Origin of the sequence: Streptomyces carminius (assembly GCF_002794255.1) — a bacterium.
Lineage (GTDB): Bacteria > Actinomycetota > Actinomycetes > Streptomycetales > Streptomycetaceae > Streptomyces > Streptomyces carminius.
The window spans coordinates 1-16,092 of sequence record NZ_PGGW01000053.1; the positions used below are offsets into that span (position 1 = coordinate 1).

At 75.3% G+C, this 16,092-nt stretch carries 11 protein-coding genes and 1 pseudogene; 4 read left to right on the plus strand and 8 right to left on the minus strand.

Annotated features, from left to right (window positions below; genetic code table 11):
* A partial coding sequence (locus CUT44_RS15560; protein WP_100202495.1) for a cytochrome c oxidase subunit I occupies positions 1-1,299 on the minus strand: 1,299 nt, incomplete at its 3' end.
* Positions 1,300-1,628: 329 nt separating this feature from the next.
* Positions 1,629-2,804, minus strand: a complete 1,176-nt coding sequence (locus tag CUT44_RS15565; RefSeq protein WP_100202464.1) for a CPBP family glutamic-type intramembrane protease — start codon at positions 2,802-2,804, stop codon at positions 1,629-1,631.
* 411 nt (positions 2,805-3,215) lie between these two features.
* Here CUT44_RS15565 and CUT44_RS15570 point away from each other — a divergent pair, with 411 nt between their 5' ends.
* Positions 3,216-4,448 (plus strand): geranylgeranyl reductase family protein, encoded by a 1,233-nt coding sequence (locus tag CUT44_RS15570; RefSeq protein ID WP_100202465.1) that lies wholly within the window; start codon positions 3,216-3,218, stop codon positions 4,446-4,448.
* A gap of 275 nt (positions 4,449-4,723) precedes the next feature.
* Here CUT44_RS15570 and CUT44_RS15575 read toward each other — a convergent pair whose 3' ends face one another.
* Together CUT44_RS15575 and CUT44_RS15580 are read right to left on the minus strand one after the other, a co-directional pair.
* Positions 4,724-5,512 carry an AfsR/SARP family transcriptional regulator gene (locus CUT44_RS15575; protein WP_100202466.1) on the minus strand — a complete coding sequence of 263 codons (789 nt, stop codon included), beginning with the start codon at positions 5,510-5,512 and terminating at the stop codon, positions 4,724-4,726.
* Positions 5,513-5,716: 204 nt separating this feature from the next.
* A pseudogene (locus tag CUT44_RS15580) lies at positions 5,717-6,476 on the minus strand (maleylpyruvate isomerase family mycothiol-dependent enzyme).
* A gap of 82 nt (positions 6,477-6,558) precedes the next feature.
* Between CUT44_RS15580 and CUT44_RS15585 the strand changes: the two are divergent.
* Together CUT44_RS15585 and CUT44_RS15590 are read left to right on the plus strand one after the other, a co-directional pair.
* Positions 6,559-7,791 carry an ROK family protein gene (locus tag CUT44_RS15585; protein ID WP_100202467.1) on the plus strand — a complete coding sequence of 411 codons (1,233 nt, stop codon included), beginning with the start codon at positions 6,559-6,561 and terminating at the stop codon, positions 7,789-7,791.
* Between the two features lie 4 nt (positions 7,792-7,795).
* The gene (locus tag CUT44_RS15590) at positions 7,796-8,356 is read left to right on the plus strand and encodes a GNAT family N-acetyltransferase (RefSeq protein WP_233221424.1); all 561 of its coding nucleotides are present in this window, start codon (positions 7,796-7,798) and stop codon (positions 8,354-8,356) included.
* Positions 8,357-8,653: 297 nt separating this feature from the next.
* Here the strand turns inward: CUT44_RS15590 and CUT44_RS15595 are convergent, their stop codons facing one another.
* The 3 genes from CUT44_RS15595 to CUT44_RS15610 form a co-directional block, all read right to left on the minus strand.
* The gene (locus CUT44_RS15595) at positions 8,654-9,280 is read right to left on the minus strand and encodes an ATP-binding protein (protein ID WP_100202468.1); all 627 of its coding nucleotides are present in this window, start codon (positions 9,278-9,280) and stop codon (positions 8,654-8,656) included.
* Positions 9,281-9,429: 149 nt separating this feature from the next.
* Positions 9,430-9,786, minus strand: a complete 357-nt coding sequence (locus tag CUT44_RS34045; protein ID WP_233221425.1) for a hypothetical protein — start codon at positions 9,784-9,786, stop codon at positions 9,430-9,432.
* A 266-nt stretch (positions 9,787-10,052) separates the two neighbouring features.
* Positions 10,053-10,898: a DeoR/GlpR family DNA-binding transcription regulator gene (locus tag CUT44_RS15610; RefSeq protein ID WP_199185714.1), complete on the minus strand. Its 846-nt coding sequence runs from the start codon at positions 10,896-10,898 to the stop codon at positions 10,053-10,055.
* Between the two features lie 313 nt (positions 10,899-11,211).
* On the opposite strand from CUT44_RS15610, the gene CUT44_RS15615 reads away from it, so the two are divergent.
* Positions 11,212-13,557: a hypothetical protein gene (locus CUT44_RS15615; protein WP_408646746.1), complete on the plus strand. Its 2,346-nt coding sequence runs from the start codon at positions 11,212-11,214 to the stop codon at positions 13,555-13,557.
* Positions 13,558-13,613: 56 nt separating this feature from the next.
* Here CUT44_RS15615 and CUT44_RS15620 read toward each other — a convergent pair whose 3' ends face one another.
* A complete protein-coding gene (locus CUT44_RS15620) occupies positions 13,614-16,049 on the minus strand; it encodes a right-handed parallel beta-helix repeat-containing protein (protein ID WP_100202470.1) in 2,436 nt (811 codons plus the stop codon).
* Between the last annotated feature and the right edge of the window lie 43 nt (positions 16,050-16,092).

Here is a 16,092-nt window from a genome sequence, read left to right on the forward strand (position 1 = left end):
GAACAGCGTCCAGAAGGTGATCTTGCCGAGCCGCTCGTCGAGCATCTTCCCGGTGAACTTCGGCCACCAGAAGTGGAAGCCGGCGAACATCGCGAAGACCACCGTGCCGAAGACCACGTAGTGGAAGTGCGCCACCACGAAGTAGCTGTCGGAGACGTGGAAGTCCAGCGGCGGGGAGGCCAGGATGACACCGGTCAGACCGCCGAACAGGAAGGTGATCAGGAAGCCGATCGTCCAGAGCATCGGCGTCTCGAAGGACAGCGAGCCCTTCCACATCGTGCCGAGCCAGTTGAAGAACTTCACTCCGGTGGGCACCGCGATCAGGAACGTCATGAAGGCGAAGAACGGCAGCAGCACACCGCCGGTGACGTACATGTGGTGCGCCCACACGGTGATCGACAGGCCCGCGATGGCGATCGTCGCGCCGATCAGGCCGATGTAGCCGAAGATCGGCTTGCGGCTGAAGACCGGGATGACCTCCGAGGCGATGCCGAAGAACGGCAGCGCGATGATGTACACCTCGGGGTGCCCGAAGAACCAGAACAGGTGCTGCCACAACAGCGCGCCGCCGTTGGACGGGTCGAAGATGTGGGAGCCGAACGTCCGGTCCGACTGCAGCGCGAACAGCGCGGCGGCCAGCACCGGGAAGGCGAGCAGCACCAGCACACCGGTCAGCAGCACGTTCCAGGTGAAGATCGGCATCCGGAACATCGTCATACCGGGCGCGCGCATGCAGATGATCGTGGTGATGAAGTTGACCGCGCCGAGGATCGTGCCGAAGCCGGACAGCGCCAGCCCCATGATCCACATGTCGGAGCCGACCCCGGGGCTGTGGACGGCGTTGCTCAGCGGGGTGTAGGCGAACCAGCCGAAGCTGGCGGCGCCGCCCGGGGTGAGGAAGCCGGCCACCGCGATGAGGGAGCCGAAGGAGTAGAACCAGTAGGCGAGCATGTTCAGCCGCGGGAACGCCACATCGGGCGCGCCGATCTGCAGCGGCATGATCCAGTTCGCGAAACCGGCGAACAGCGGGGTGGCGAACACCAGCAGCATGATCAGGCCGTGCATGGTGAACGCCTGGTTGTACTGGTAGTTGCTGAGGATCTGAGTCCCCGGGCGGGCCAGTTCGGCCCGGAGCAGCAGTGCCAGCAGCCCGCCGAACGTGAAGAAGACGAAGGAGCTGATGAGGTAGAGGGAGCCGATCTTCTTGTGGTCGGTGGTGGTCAGCCAGCCGACCGCCACCGCACCTCGGCTCCGCTTGCGCGTCTCCCCCTGCCGGGGCTGCTCTGTCTGTAGCGTCATTGACCCGCGTCCTCTCGACCCACCGGCTCCGGCCGCGGCCGGAGGTGTTTCCCCGCCCGGCGCGTGTACGCCCGTCCGCCGACGGCGGACGGGCCCGCTGGTGCCTGGTTCCTCGGGGGTTTACGAAACGAATGCCACCTTTGCTGCCTTCCGTCATACGCGTACGGGCCGCCGACGGCAACGGCATCGCCCCCGTGTCCGCCGACCGGCGGTACCGTCCCGTCGTGACGGCCCCTCAGGGCACCGCGGCGGGTCGGACCGGCAGTGCGGAGTCCCCCGGCGGCGGGGCCTCAAACCCCGGTCCCGGCCGGGTGTGGTCCGACGCCGCGTCAGCGGAGTTCTCCGGTGCGGGCGGGCCGGGCGGGCCGGGCGGCGGTCTCCCGGCCGTGTGGCCGGCCCGGCGGCCGGGACCGTGCCGTCCCGGATCCGGCGGGGGCGAACCAGTGGAGCCAGGCGGCGAACGCCGCGCCGGTCCCCAGCAGGACGCCCAGGACCCAGGTGCTCAGCGCCTCGGGGGAGGGCGCGAGGGTGGCCGCCAGGTCGTAGGCGATGTGCCCGGCGACCAGCGGGACGAGCCGGCCGCGGTGCAGGTACAGGAAGAGCGAGCAGGCCCCCAGCAGGACGAGCGCCGCCCCGGGCACCCCCAGGTACAGGTGCCCCGCCACCCGCAGCAGCAGACTGAGCGCGCACAGGACCCACAGCGGCCGGCCCGCGGCACGGCCCAGCGCGATGACGGCGCCGACCAGCACCATCTCCTCGGCGACGCCGGTGAACAGGACGTTGGCCACCATGTCCGCCGGGCCGCGCCATCCCAGCGCCGAGCTCTGCGCCTCGTGCAGCACCGGCAGCCAGGGGGCGGCCGCCGGCAGGCTCACCTGGAGATGGGCCATCCAGACGACCGTGGTGTAGGCGAGGACGAAGACGGCTCCGAAGACCAGTACGGCCGTCAGCCGTCCCTGGGGGGTGCGGGCGCCGGGGGGAGCCACTCCCAGGCCCCGCCATCCCACGCCGTGCGAGACGGCCAGCTCCCCGCAGAGCCAGGCCAGCAGGACGGTGGTGGCCACGCCGCCCACCGCGCTCTGCGCCTCACCGGCCCGTACCAGATCCACGGACCGGGCGGCGCCGGCGAGCACGGTCAGGGCGAGCACCGCCCTCAGCCCGCCCCGTCCCCGTCCCCGTCCCGGGGCGCGTTTCGGAGCCCGTACGGGCGGACGGGTCGGGTGCGCCCCGGTGCGGTCCGCCACCAGACGTGCCAGCCAGCAGCCGGTGGCCAGCGAGCAGAGCAGCCGGAGCCAGGGGAGCACCGCGCCGGACCAGCCGTCCGCCGGCGCACCGGCCAGCAGCGCGAAGTCGGCCGCCGACCCCGCCACCGGCACGGCGCAGGTCACCAGGAGCAGCCACCGCAGGTCGCGTGCCGCCCGCCGCCGGCCGCCCGGCGGCGGGCGCCGGTCAGGCGGACCGGCGGTCCGGTGGGCGGCTGTGGTCTGCGGCGGGCTGTGGGACATGGCGGCTGCCCTCTCATGCGTCGGCGCGGGCGGGCGGACCGACACGTCGGCGCATCGACGTCCCGGTGCTTCGGTGCCTCTTTCTTCCGGATAGCCGGTCACACGCCGACGACACTTCCGGCGGCGCTTTCGGCACATGCCGGAACACGGCGGGTGACGACGGGCGGCCGCCGTCCGTACCTCACGTCCCGGGGTGCGGGTCGCGGGTGCCGCGTCAGCCGAGACCTCCCCGGGCTCCGGGCCGAGGGGTGGGGCCGCAAAGCGGCCGGAAGCCGTATGTAGTCGGTCCTACCTGGGCTTTCGGTCAGCGCGGCGAGCACGGGCCAGGGCGGTGAGCGGGGTGAACCTTGGCTGACGCGGCACTAGGATGCGGCGGTATCCGGAAGCGGTCGAGCGGGAGCGGTAACACACGTGAGCAGCCAGAACGCCGAGGGCGCGGGCGGGCGGAACGACGAGCGGGACGACGGCCGGGAACCGGTGTGGGACGTCGTCGTGGTGGGGGCGGGGCCGGCCGGCGCCTCGGCGGCGTACGCCGCGGCCGTCACCGGACGGCGGGTCCTGCTGCTGGAGAAGGCCCGGCTGCCGAGGTACAAGACGTGCGGCGGCGGCATCATCGGCCCTTCCCGGGACGCCCTGCCGCCCGGCTTCGAGCTTCCGCTGCGCGACCGGGTGCACGCGGTGACCTTCTCGCTGGACGGCCGGTTCACCCGTACCCGCCGCTCCCGGACCATGCTGTTCGGCCTGGTCAACCGGCCCGACTTCGACCAGGCGCTGGTGGAGGCCGCGCGGAAGGCGGGCGCGGAGCTGTGGGAGGGGGTCACGGTCAGCCGGGTGGAGCAGCACGGCCCTGCCGTCCCCGACCGGCGCACCGTCGCCGTGATGCTCGCCGACGGCCGGACGGTGCTGGCCCGTGCCGTGGTCGGCGCGGACGGCAGCGCCAGCCGGATAGGAGCCCATGTCGGGGTGAAGGTCGACCAGGTCGATCTCGGCCTGGAGGCCGAGATCCCGGTGCCGCCGTCGGTTGCGGAGGACTGGGCGGGCCGTGTCCTCATCGACTGGGGACCGCTGCCGGGCAGCTACGGCTGGGTGTTCCCCAAGGGGGACACGCTCACGGTCGGGGTGATCTCCGCCCGCGGCGAGGGCGCCGCGACCAAGCGTTATCTGGAGGACTTCATCGCCCGTCTCGGGCTGGCGGGCTTCGAGCCGGAGATCTCCTCGGGCCATCTCACCCGCTGCCGCTCGGCGGACTCCCCGCTGACCCGCGGCCGGGTACTGGTCTGCGGTGACGCCGCCGGCCTGCTGGAGCCGTGGACGCGGGAGGGCATCTCCTTCGCCCTGCGCTCCGGACGGCTGGCGGGGGAGTGGGCGGTGCGGATCGCCGAGGCGCACGACGCGGTGGAAGCCCGCCGCCAGGCCCTCAACTACGCCTTCGCCGTCAAGTCGGGCCTGGGCGTGGAGATGGGGGTGGGCGGCAGACTGCACGCGGTCTTCGCCAGGCGTCCCGGGACGCTGCACGCGGTCCTCACCGGCTTCCGCCCCGCCTGGAGCGCCTTCGCGAAGGTCACCCGGGGGACGACCACCCTCGGGGAACTCGTCCGCACCCACCCCCTCGCCCGGCGCGCCCTGGAGGCGATGGACCGCTGAGCGGCCCCGGTCCGCGGGAGTGCCGCTTCCCGTCCGGTGCGGCGGTCCGGGAGCGGCGCACCGGCCCGGGGCTGCGGTCGGGGAAGCCGGGGCGCGAGCCCGCAGCGGGACGGCCCCGGCCGTCAGGGACGAGGCGTGCCGCCCGGCGGTCGGTCTGCCGGGCCGTACACCGGTGGATCCTGGACCGTCCGCACGAGTACGTGCTGCCCCACGGCTCACCGCACCCGGCCGACGGGGGCCGCCCCCAGGTCCCTCCCCGCGAGACGGCCCCGGGCTCAGGAGGCCAGGGCCGAGGCGGGCAGCAGCGAGGGATCCTGGCGCAGGATCCGCCCGTGCAGCTCGCGCAGTGCCGGGCCCGGCTCCGAGCCCATCTCCTCCGCGATCCGGCCCCGGGCCTCCTCGTACGCCAGCAGTGCGTCCGAAGGCCGGCCGCTGCGGTACAGGGCCAGCATCAGCAGGCCCACCAGCCGTTCCCGCAACGGGTGTTCGACCACCTGCCGGGTCAGTTCGGGGAGGCACTCGTGGTACCGGCCCAGCTCCAGATCGCCCTCCAGCCGGGTCTCCAGCACCATCAGCCGCTTCTCCGCCCAGCGGCGCCGCTCACCGGCCAGGTAGGGACCGGTGAGGCCCTCGGCGAACTCGCCCCGCCACAGCTCCTCCGCCTCCTTCGCCAGCGCGCCCGCCCGGCGCAGATCCCCCGACTCGCGGGCGGCCAGCGCCGCGCGCAGCAGCGTCCGCCGCTCCGCCAGGTCGTCGATCGCCGCGTTCTCCAGACGGTAGCCGCTGCCGGTCCACACCAGTTCCGGTGCCGAGGCGCCGCCGTCCGCGGCCGCGAAGGCCCGGCGCAGACCGGAGATGTACTTCTGTGCCAGGTTCCGCACGTGTGACGGCGGTTCGCCGCCCCAGACCGCGCTCACCAGCGCGTCGTACGGCATCGGCCGCCCTTCCTGGAGCAGCAGGACGGCGAGCACCGCCCGCTGCCGGGGCGGTCCCAGCGGTATCTCGGTCCCGCCGCGCAAGGCTCGCAGCGGACCGAGCAGTTCGAATCGCAGACCCTCAGCCATGTGCCCTCCCTCGCTGCCCTATGAGAGTACGGCCTGGAAGCCGTTCCGGCGGATCCTCCGGCGGACCGCGGGAGCGCGACCGCACCGACAGCACGTACGAGAGGGGACGCCCCGGCGGTTCACGGGGAGGCCCGGCCGGGCTCCCGCCGGACCGGGTGACCGGACACCGTGCCCGTCACGTACCCCTCACGTGCCCCTCACGCTTCAGTCGTCCCACCGGACCGCGGCGGCGGTGCGCCACAGCGCGGCGAGCTCCGCGTCCCCCTCGACGGTCACCTCCCCGGCGGGCGCACCGCCGTGCGGCCACCGGTTCCACAGGGCCAGGTGGAGGACCTCGGCCGGGCCGCCGATCACGCAGTCCGCCGGGATGCCGTCCTCCCGGCTCACCCGCGGCGGCTCCCGGGACAGGCGCAGGGTCCACGGCGCGGCCCCGGGGGCCGTCACCCGCAGCACCCGGGGCGGGACGTGGCGCAGCCGGCTCTTGGGGCGGCTGTGGAAGCCGGTCAGCAGTTCGTCGATCCCGTCGGCGGCGAAGGCCGGGCCGATCCGGCCGGGGGCCGGGCCCGAGGCCAGTTCGGCGTCCACGCGGTGAACCGTCGTCTCATGGGCCTGGCGCCGTGCCCGGAAGGCGCGCGGGGTGGGCGAGCCGGGCAGGAAGGTCCAGCACGCCAGGTCGGGGGGTGCCTCCCGCAGGATCCTCAGCAGCCTCCGGTGGCCCTCGGCGAACCAGCCCGGCAGCCGGTCGTCGGGCATGTCCTACCGCGGCGCCGGGATGCCTGCCGGGTGCCGCCCGGCGACGACGGTGCCCGCCCAGCGGTGGACCATGCCCTGGTGGGCCACCAGGTCCCGCACCCGCCAGCCGGGGCAGGGTGGGGACTTGGGCGTCCCATCCCGCCCGCAGCGCCGCGGTGAGCAGCAATTCGCCCTCCGCCTCCAGGACTTCGAGGTGACGGTCGATCTCCACGGGCAACAGTGTGACAGCGCGTGGTTCCGGCGAGTGGACCGGCCGACTTTGTTCGAGGGCGACACAAAGCCAGAATGGGGTCGTGACCCCGACGCGTACGACAAGGCTGGAGAGAGGCCGCAGCGCCCTCGGTCCGGCGCTGGAACTGGTGCACACCGGACGGGCGCCCACCCGTGCGGTGCTCACCGCGGAACTCGGTGTGACCCGGGCGACCGCGGGGGCCGTGGCCGCCGAACTGGAGACGCTCGGGCTGATCACCGTCGACTCCCGGCCCGCCGCCGCCTCCGGCTCCCAGGGCCGCCCCTCCCACCGGCTGTCGGTCGATCCCGAGGGGCCCGTCGTCCTGGCCGCCCAGGTGCACGCCGACGGTTTCCGGGCCGCCCTGGTCGGGCTCGGCGGCCGGATCGTCGCCACCGCGCCCGGCGCCGTGACGGTGGAGGCCGACCCGGCCCAGGTGCTCACCGAGGTCGTGGCGGCCGGGGCCCGGCTGCTGCGCGGGACCGGACGGCGCTGTCTGGGGGCCGGCCTGGCGGTGCCCTCCGCGGTCGCCGAGCCCGAGGGCACCGCCCTCAACCCGCTGCACCTGGCCTGGCCCCCGGGCGCGCCCGTCCGGGAGATCTTCGCCCGCTGCCTGGCCGACGCCGGCGTCCCCGGTCCGTCGGGGAAGGTGCCCGCCACCGGCCACACCGCCAACGACATCAACCTCGTCGCCCTCGGCGAGCACCGCCACGGCGCCGGGCGGGGCGCCCGCGACCTGCTGTGCGTGGCCACCGGGCACCGCGGTGTGGGCGGTGCGCTGGTCCTCGACGGCCGGCTGCACACCGGCAGCGCGGGCCTGGCCCTGGAGGTCGGCCACCTGACCGTGGACCCGGACGGCCGGGCCTGCCACTGCGGCGGCCGGGGCTGTCTGGACGTGGAGACCGATCCGCTGGCCTTCCTGGAGGCCGCCGGACGGGAACCGGGCCCGGAGACCGGGCTGCTGAGCCGGGCCATGGAACTGCTCCGCACGGAGTACGCCACCGACCCGGCCGTACGCGACGCCGCCGGGCTGCTCATCGACCGGCTCGGTCTGGGGCTGGCCGGGCTGGTCAACATCCTCAACCCGGACCGGATCATCCTCGGCGGGCTGCACCGGGCCCTGCTGGAGGCGGACGCGGAGCGGCTGCACGCGGTCATCGCGGAGCGCAGCCTGTGGGGGCGCAGCGGCAGCGTGCCGGTGCTGGCCTGCGAACTGGAGCACAGCAGCCTGGTGGGCGCGGCCGAGCTGGCCTGGCAACCGGTCCTGGACGACCCGGCGGCGGCGCTGTCAGGATGAGCCGGTGGACACCGCGCAGCCCCTGCCGCCAGTACCGCCCGTGCCGCCGGTCCGGGTGCGCCCGGGCCGGGGCGGCGACCTCCCCCTGCTGCGGGAGGTCGAGCGGGCCGCGGGCGGCTGCTTCCGCGAACTGGGCATGGACGCCGTGGCCGACGACGAGCCCCCGTCCCTGGGCACACTGCGCGAGTACGCGGCGGACGGGCGGCTGTGGGTCGCGGCCGACCCGGCGGACCCCCGTGACCGTCCCGTGGCCTATCTGCTGGCGGATCCGGTGGACGGCAACACCCACGTGGAGCAGGTGTCCGTGCACCCCGGCAGCGCCCGGCGCGGTATCGGCCGGGCGCTGATCGACCATCTCGCGCGGCAGGCGGCTGCCCGCGGCGAGGGCGCGCTGACCCTGACCACCTTCGCCGAGGTGCCGTGGAACGCCCCGTACTACGAGCGCTGCGGTTTCCGCAGGCTGGCACCCGCCGAACTCACTCCCGGGCTGCGGGCGATCCGCAGCCGGGAGGCCGCCCACGGCCTGGACCAGTGGCCGAGGGTGTGCATGCGACGGGACCTGTGAGCACCGGGAACGCGCCGCCGGCCGGGCTCGGGGCAGTGCCGGCGGGAAGTCCCGCGGCGTGCGGCCGGACTTCTCCGGAGGCTCCCGGCCCGGCAGCCGGGCGCCGTCCTCGGTGACACCGGGGGCCGAACCGGGCCGTCCGCTCGTACGGGAACCCCGCGGTACCTGCCGCGGTGCGGACCCTGCCCGGCGGGCCGGTACCGCGGTCCGGACCGGAGGCCCCGGCCGGACGGTGGGCCGCGGCGCGACGGCGGCGCGCCGTCCGCGGGGACATCTCCGCGGCGGTGCCGGGGGATGTCAGAGGTGCGCGACGGGGGCGACCGTCGTCCCTGCCGCCGAAGCCGCCGCGGGCGCCGGGGCCGCGGGAGCGGAGACACGGCCGCGCGGCAGCGGATCCGGCCGGGGCAGCGGCTCCGGCGCGGGCAGCGGTGCGGGCGACGGCAGCGGCTCCTGGCGCGGCGTCCCGTCCGGCGCCCCCGCCCGCCTCCCCGGTGCCGCTGTCCGCGCCGGAACCGGAACCGGCACCGGCAGGGTGAACCACACCACCTTGCCGGTGCCGTCGCGCTGGATCCGCATGCCCCAGCTGTCGCTGACCGCCGCCACCAGGGCCAGCCCGCGCCCGTGGGTGGCGAGGACTCCCGAGGGGTGCAGGGGAGGCATGTTCGGATCGTGGTCGCGTACGGAGACGGTCACCCGGCCGGGACGCAGCGCGATCTCCACGGTGCAGTGCCGGTCCGGGGCCACATGCCGGTGGACGTTGGCCAGCAGCTCGGTGACACCGAGGGCGGCCGGACGGACGAGGCCGTCCAGTTTCCAGTAGCGCAGCTGGGCGGAGACGATCCTGCGGACCTGGTCGGTCCGCGTGGGCAGGGCCTGGAACTCCACCGTCCGCTGCCGGTCGGACGTGCTGGGGTGGCTGATCACGACTGCGGCTCCCTGATGGCGGTTGAGGGTCCGGACGACGGAGAGCGCGTCAAGCGTGCTGACGGCCGCTGTGACACAGCATCAGCGTGATTCACGTCACAAAAGCGTGCAAGTCGGGCGTTTCTCGAGGAGTGAAGGACTCGCGCCGACTACCGGCCGGCCGGCCGGTGGACCGGTCGGCCGACGGCGGCCCGCGGCTCCGCCGCGACCTGCGGCCCGCGGCCGGCGCGGGACCGGCGCAGCGTGGCCACGAGGGCGTCGCGCATCTGCCCCTTCAGCCGCAGTGCGTACCGGTTGCCGTTGAGCGTCGCCATCGCCAGGTCGGCGGTGGCGTACCACGGTCCGCTGATCCGGACCTGTTCCACCGGCGCGCTGTCGATCTCCCGGCCGTAGCTGGTCAGCAGCACCAGCCGGCCGTCGCGGACGACGACCTGCCCGGCCCGGGTGAGCGAACGCAGCCACCGCGCGATCCGTACACCGGTGGCACTGAACTCGGGTTCCGCCACGGCGCACCGCCTCCCCTCTCGTCACCGCCGGCCCGCGGTCGCGCGGACCGTCCTCGGCGCCACCCCCACCGGGTGCCCCTGCTCAGAAAGTCTGCACGCCTCCCCGCCGGTGCGCCAGAGCGCGGGCAGTCCTCCGCGGGGCCTTCGGGCGGCGGCCCCGCGGGACACCGCGCGTACGGTCCCGGCAGGCGCCCCGTGCGCACCTCCCGGCCGGTCCCCTCCCGAAACCCCCGGAGCCCCCGGAGCCCGCTTCGGCCCCCGAGGGCTCAGAGCTCCCCCCGCGCCTCCCGGTCCGTGCCCGCCACCACCAGTTCCGGCAGTTGCTCACGGATCTCCGCGCGGACCGCCTCCGGCATCCCGCCGTCGGTCACCAGGGTGTCCACCTCGGCCAGCGAGGCGAACGAACTCAGCCCCACCGTCCCCCACTTGGTGTGGTCCGCGACCACCACCACCCGGCGCGCGGAGCGCACCAGCCGGCGGTTGGTCTCGGCCTCGGCCAGATTGGGCGTGGACAGCCCGGCCCGGGTGGATATCCCGTGCACCCCCAGGAACAGCACGTCGAAGTGGAGGGAGCGGATCGCCGCGTCCGCCACCGGCCCCACCAGGGAGTCGGACGGGGTGCGCACCCCGCCGGTGAGCACCACGGTCGCCGCGCCCGCGGGGACGCCGCGCGGGCCGCCGTCCGCGCGCTGCGCGGCGTGGAAGACGTCCGCGACCCGCAGCGAGTTGGTCACCACCGTCAGCTCCGGGACGTCCAGCAGATGCTGGGCCAGGGCGTACGTCGTCGTCCCGCCCGACAGCGCGATGGCGCCACCCGGGGCCACCATCGACGCCGCCGTCCGCGCGATGTCCTTCTTGGCGCCCAGTTCCAGCGCCGACTTCGCCTCGAAACCCGGTTCGTGGGTGCTCGCTCCCGACACCGGCACCGCGCCGCCGTGCACCTTCTCCAGCACACCCTGCCGGGCCAGCGCGTCCAGGTCCCGGCGCACCGTCATGTCGGAGACGTTCAGTCTGCGGGTCAGCTCGTTGACCCGCACCCCGCCGCGGCGCCTGACCTCCTCCAGGATGAGCGCACGACGCTGCTCCGCCAGGAGGTTGTGGTTGTCGCTCACCTGCTGGACCGTCCTCTCTCGTCTGCGGGCGTCGTACGGAGCGCGTCGTACGGGGCAGTCGTACGGGCAACTGTTCGGCCCCATCCTTCCACGGCGCACGGGCCGTCCCCGAGGCACGATTGTGACGCCCGGGTCCGCCGGTCGGGCTGCGGACGGACCGCCGCGGCCGCCATCCTGGAACCGGCGGCACGCGGGGCGCACACGGCACACACCTGGGGGCAGCGTGGCGGAGAACCGGCCGGGAACACCGGCCAGCACACCCGGTACACCCGGCGCGTTCCGGGCCTCCGGCGCACCGGCGCTGGAACTCCTCGTGCACGGCGTCGGAGGCACCACACCGCAGGAGATGCTCGGCGATCCGCGCACCGTGCGGATCGCCGGCGACGACACGGCGGGCATCCACCGCCGCACCGCCGACGCGGACGCCGAGAGCCGCCGTCCGGAGCACCAGCACCGCGGCCGGCACCCGGACGGCGCCGGGGAGGACGCCGGCCGGCCGATCCCCGAGGCGTACTGCTGGTCCAACCTCACCTCCGGCAACAGCGCCCGCGCCCTGTGGCTGCTCCTGCTGCCGTTCATGGTCGCCAACATCGCCCACTGGATGCGGCCCGCCGCTCCCGCCCGCCACGCGGCCCAGCGGCTCTACGACGTCCTGGTCCGCCTGGTGGCCCTCTCCCTGACCGTGCTGCTCACCGCGGCCGCCTGCGAGGTGGCACTCGACCTGGTGGCCTGGCAGTGCGCCGCCGCCGAGCACTGCGCGGCCGGCAAGCCCTGGCTCGGGCCGCTCACCGGGGGCTGGTGGGCGCAGCCCGGCCGCCGGCTCGTCCTCGCCGCGGCGGCGCCCGTCGCGCTCACCGCGCTGCTGTGGTGGCTGTCGCACCGCACCTGGAGCGCCTACGAGTCCGCCTCGCCGCCGCCGCGCCCGCCGGGCCCCGTCCGGCCGCTGCCCGGCGGTGAGCGGCCCGCGCTGTCCCTGCCCGGCTTCTGGTACGGCCGCCGGCTGGTGTCCCGGCTGCGCGCCGCCCACACCGCCGCCGGACTGCTGACGGTGGCCGCCGCCCTGCTGGTCCCCGCCCTCGGACACGACCGGCGGCCCGGCGGGGGAGGGGCGGCGGCCGTCTGGGGCTGGACACTGGCCGCCGCGGTCGCGGCGGGCTGGGCGGCGGTCGTGGTGGTCGTGGCGCGCCGGGGCCGCACCGAGGCGGAACCGGACGAACGGACCGACCGGTGGGCGTCGAAGGTGCTGCCGGGCGCCGCGCTGGGCGTGCTGGCACTGGTCGCCGGGTACGCCGCCTGGTCCCGCCCGGAGTGGTCCGCCGCGGCCCGGCTGCCCGGCACCGGGGTGTTCGCGTGGCTCATGTTGCTGCAGGGCGTGCTGGTGACCGCGCTGGCCGGGACCGCCTGCGTACTGCACCGGGCCGCGCCGCCGGAGGGCTGCGCGGGGCGGTGCGCCATGGGCGGACTCGGCGGCGCCGCGGCCGCCTTACTCGCGTGCGGTCTGGGCGGGGTGCTGACCGGCGGGACCGCCCAGCGGGTCGCGGACTGGCTGGACCGGGGCGGCACCCCGGGGGTGGCCGGCGGCGCCGTCGCCGGGCCGCCGGTGCTGCTGAGCTGGCAGGCCGCGGTGATCCCCGTGCTGCTGCTGGTCGTGGTGGTCTTCGCGGGGTACGCCGCGGCGCGGACGTGGCACCTCTGCCGCCGGATCGCCCCGGGCGTCGTCGGCTCCTACGAGGGGGAGCGGCGCGAATCGGTCTCCCGCAGCAGACGGATCGCCCGCGCCGTCGCCCGCGCCCGGCTGACCGACTCCACGCCCGCCCTGGCCGCCGCCGTCACCGCCGCCACCCTGCTGCTGGGGACGGGCGCACTGGCGGGCGCCGCGCTCACCGGGACCCCGCCCGGACCTGCCGCGGACACCTGGCCCGGCCCGCTGCCCGCGCTCGCCGACACCGTCCAGTCACTCGGCTCCTGGCTGATGGGCGCCATGGTGCTGCTGCTGGTGGCGATGGGCCGCCGCGCCTACCGCGACGCCGCCGCCCGCCGCACCGTCGGCATCCTGTGGGACGTGGGCACCTTCTGGCCGCGCGCCGCGCACCCCTTCGCGCCGCCCTGCTACGCCGAGCGCGCGGTGCCGGACCTGACCTGGCGGATGTACGCCTGGACCGGGCTCACCGGCGGCCGGCTGGTCATCTCCGGGCACTCCCAGGGCAGTGTGCTGGCCGCCGCGGCCGTCTGGCAGCTCGACCCGGCCACCCGCGGCCGGGTCGCGCTGCTCACCTACGGCTCCCCGCTGGAGCGGCTCTACGGGCGCTGGTTCCCGGCCTGCTTCGGTCCCGGCCCGCTGAACGCGCTGGCGGGGGAGGTGGACTGCTGGCGGAACCTGTGGCGGCTCACCGACCCGATCGGGGGCCCGGTGCTGGTCGGCGGGGACGGCGGGGACGGCGCCCCGCCGGTCGACCGCGGTCCGCTGAAGGACCCGCTGCACTACGGCCGCAGCATGGAGCACCCGCTGCCCGCGCCGATCCTGGGACACGGCGAGTACCAGGCCGACCCCGTCTTCGGCGCCGAGCGGGCGGCGCTGCTGGACCGGCTGGCCGGGGCGGGGCGGAGGCCCGCCGTCCCCGGGCAGGCCGGGCCGCTCGCGCCGCGGCCCGGATCCTGAGGACCGGCCACCGGCGCAGGCGGGGGAACCCGGGGCCGGGCCCCGGGGCCGCGCGGTCAGTGCGCCGGGGAGCCCGGCAGGTCCTCCGGGTGCAGCAGGGTCAGGTCGTCGGTGTCCGGGTCGGCCAGCTGGGCGACCCGGCCCGCGTGCCGCTCGACCATGGCCTCGAAGGTCTGCCGCGCGGTGCGGCCGTTGCCGAACGAGGGCCCCTTGGGAAGCTCGGTGAAGTACTTCAGCAGCGACTCGGCCGTACCCGGCGCGAGCCGGTACTCCTGCTCCTCCGCCTGCTGCTCGACGATCCGCAGCAGTTCCCCGGGCGCGTAGTCGCCGAACGTGATGGTCCGTGAGAAGCGCGAGGCCACCCCGGGATTGACGTCCAGGAAGCGCCGCATCTCCGCGGTGTACCCCGCGGCGATGACGACCACCTCGTCGCGGTGGTCCTCCATCAGCTTCACCAGGGTGTCGATCGCCTCCCGGCCGAAGTCCCGCCCGGAGTCCTCCGGGGAGAGGGCGTACGCCTCGTCGATGAACAGCACGCCGCCGCGGGCCCGGTCGAACGCCTCCTGGGTGCGGATCGCCGTCGAACCGATGTGCTCGCCGACCAGGTCCACCCGGGACACCTCCACCAGATGACCGCGCTCCAGCACGCCCAGCGAGTGGAGGATCTCCCCGTAGAGCCGGGCGACCGTGGTCTTGCCGGTGCCGGGGGAGCCGGTGAACACCAGGTGCCTGCGCACCGAGGCGGCCTTGAGCCCGGCCTCGCGGCGCCTGCGGCCCACCTCGATCATGTCGGTGAGGGCCCGCACCTCCCGTTTGACGCTCTCCAGCCCCACCAGCGCGTCGAGTTCGCCCAGCACCTCCTTCGCCGGCCGCGCGGGCTTCCCGGCCGCCTCCCCGGCACCGGCGTCCGGGCCGGAGGAAGCGTCGGACGGGCCGGCGGGCGAAGCGGCCGACTGCTGGGGTATGCCGCCGAGCAGGCCGGTGTTCCGGACGACGGGGGCGGGCTCGGGAACGGCCGGCGCGGCGCTCTCGTCACTGGTGCAGTCCTCGACGACGGCTCCCCCGTCGGCGAACTCGTAACCGCCGCGCGCGCAGCGCTCGGTGCGGCAGCGGCGCAGTGTGGCCCGGCAGCCGTCGATCACGTGGAAGCCGTACCCCCGGGAACCGGTCACCCGGCAGCCGGTGAAGGTGCCCCGGCCCTCGGCGGAGACGTAGAAGCCCGCCTCGGCCGGACCGGTCACGGTGCACTGCTCGACCTGGGGGTCGGCGCCCTTGGTGACGATCACGCCCGTCCCCGCGTCGTCGATCGTGCAGCTCGCCAGCGTCCCGCCGCTGCCGTGGTCGCGGAACCAGGCGCCGGTCGCGGCCTGGCGGATGCGGCAGTCGTCCAGCTCCACCGTACCGCCGTCGCTCACCGACACCGCGGTGTTGCGCACCTGCGTCAGATCGCTGTCCAGGACGTCGGCCCGCGACCCCCGGTCCAGGACGAACAGTGCGTCCGGCACGTCCTGCACCCGGCAGGAGTCCAGTACCGCCGATGCGCCGTCGCTGATCCACACCGCCGGGTAGTCGCCGGTGCTCTCCCTGATCTCGCACCGGTTGGCGTCCACCCGGGTGCCCGGGTCCCACACCGACAGGCCGTTGCGGCCGAAGCGGCGCACCGTGGAGCGGGTCAGCGTCAGCACCGAGCGGGAACGCAGGTCGACCGCGTTCTCCGGGATGTCGTGGATCTCGCAGTCGGCGAGGGTGAGCACGGCGTCGGTGTCCAGGGTGACGCCGTCGGCGGAGGTGCGGTGCACCCGGCAGTCGGTGAGGTGGCCCGAGGCTCGGGAGGCGACCCGCACCCCGGCCCCCTTGATCTCGTACAGTTCGCAGCCGACGGCCTCCACCGTGCTGCCCTCCCCGGTCAGCGACAGCCCGGCGCCCGAGGCGTGGTGGATCCGGCAGCGCTCCAGCCGGGGGGAGGCGCCGTCGTGCACCGCGATCCCGGACTGTCCGGCCGCGACGATCTCGCACTCCTCGAACAGCCCGCCCGCGCCGCCCCCGACGCTGATGCCCACTCCCGCCGGGTTGTCCACGGTGCAGCGGCGCAGGGTCGGCCGGGCACCGGCGCGCACCTCGACACCGGCGGCCGAGCGCGTCACCACCCGCAGTCCGGACAGCTCCGCGACGCAGTCCTCGACCAGCACCGCGGGCGCCGCCGCGTCCTGTCCCTCGATCTGCAGGTCCTTCACGACCGCGGTGGCGCGCACGGTCAGGGCCACCCCGTCGGCCGGGGCGATCCGCACCGAGCCGCCGGCCGCGCGTTCGGGGCCGCGCAGGGTGACGGCGCGTTCGATCACCAGGTTCTCGCGGTAGGTGCCGGGGGAGACGGTCAGTACGTCACCGTCGCCCGCGGCCTGCAGGGCGGCGGAGAGGGAGGCGTAGTCGCCCGTGCGGCGCCGCCACCGCGATGTGCCGGTGTACGTCACCTGGACCGAGCCCTCTGCCATGAACAGCCTTGCCCCAAACCTCGTGCGAACGTCGATCGCGCTG

What these genes read in the sequence shown, in the direction of transcription:
- CUT44_RS15565 (WP_100202464.1), bottom strand. Translation starts at nt 2,804, where the DNA reads ATGTCCCACAGCCCGCCGCAGACCACAGCCGCCCACCGGACCGCCGGT.
- CUT44_RS15620 (WP_100202470.1), bottom strand. Translation starts at nt 16,049, where the DNA reads ATGGCAGAGGGCTCGGTCCAGGTGACGTACACCGGCACATCGCGGTGG.
- CUT44_RS15575 (WP_100202466.1), bottom strand. Translation starts at nt 5,512, where the DNA reads ATGGCTGAGGGTCTGCGATTCGAACTGCTCGGTCCGCTGCGAGCCTTG.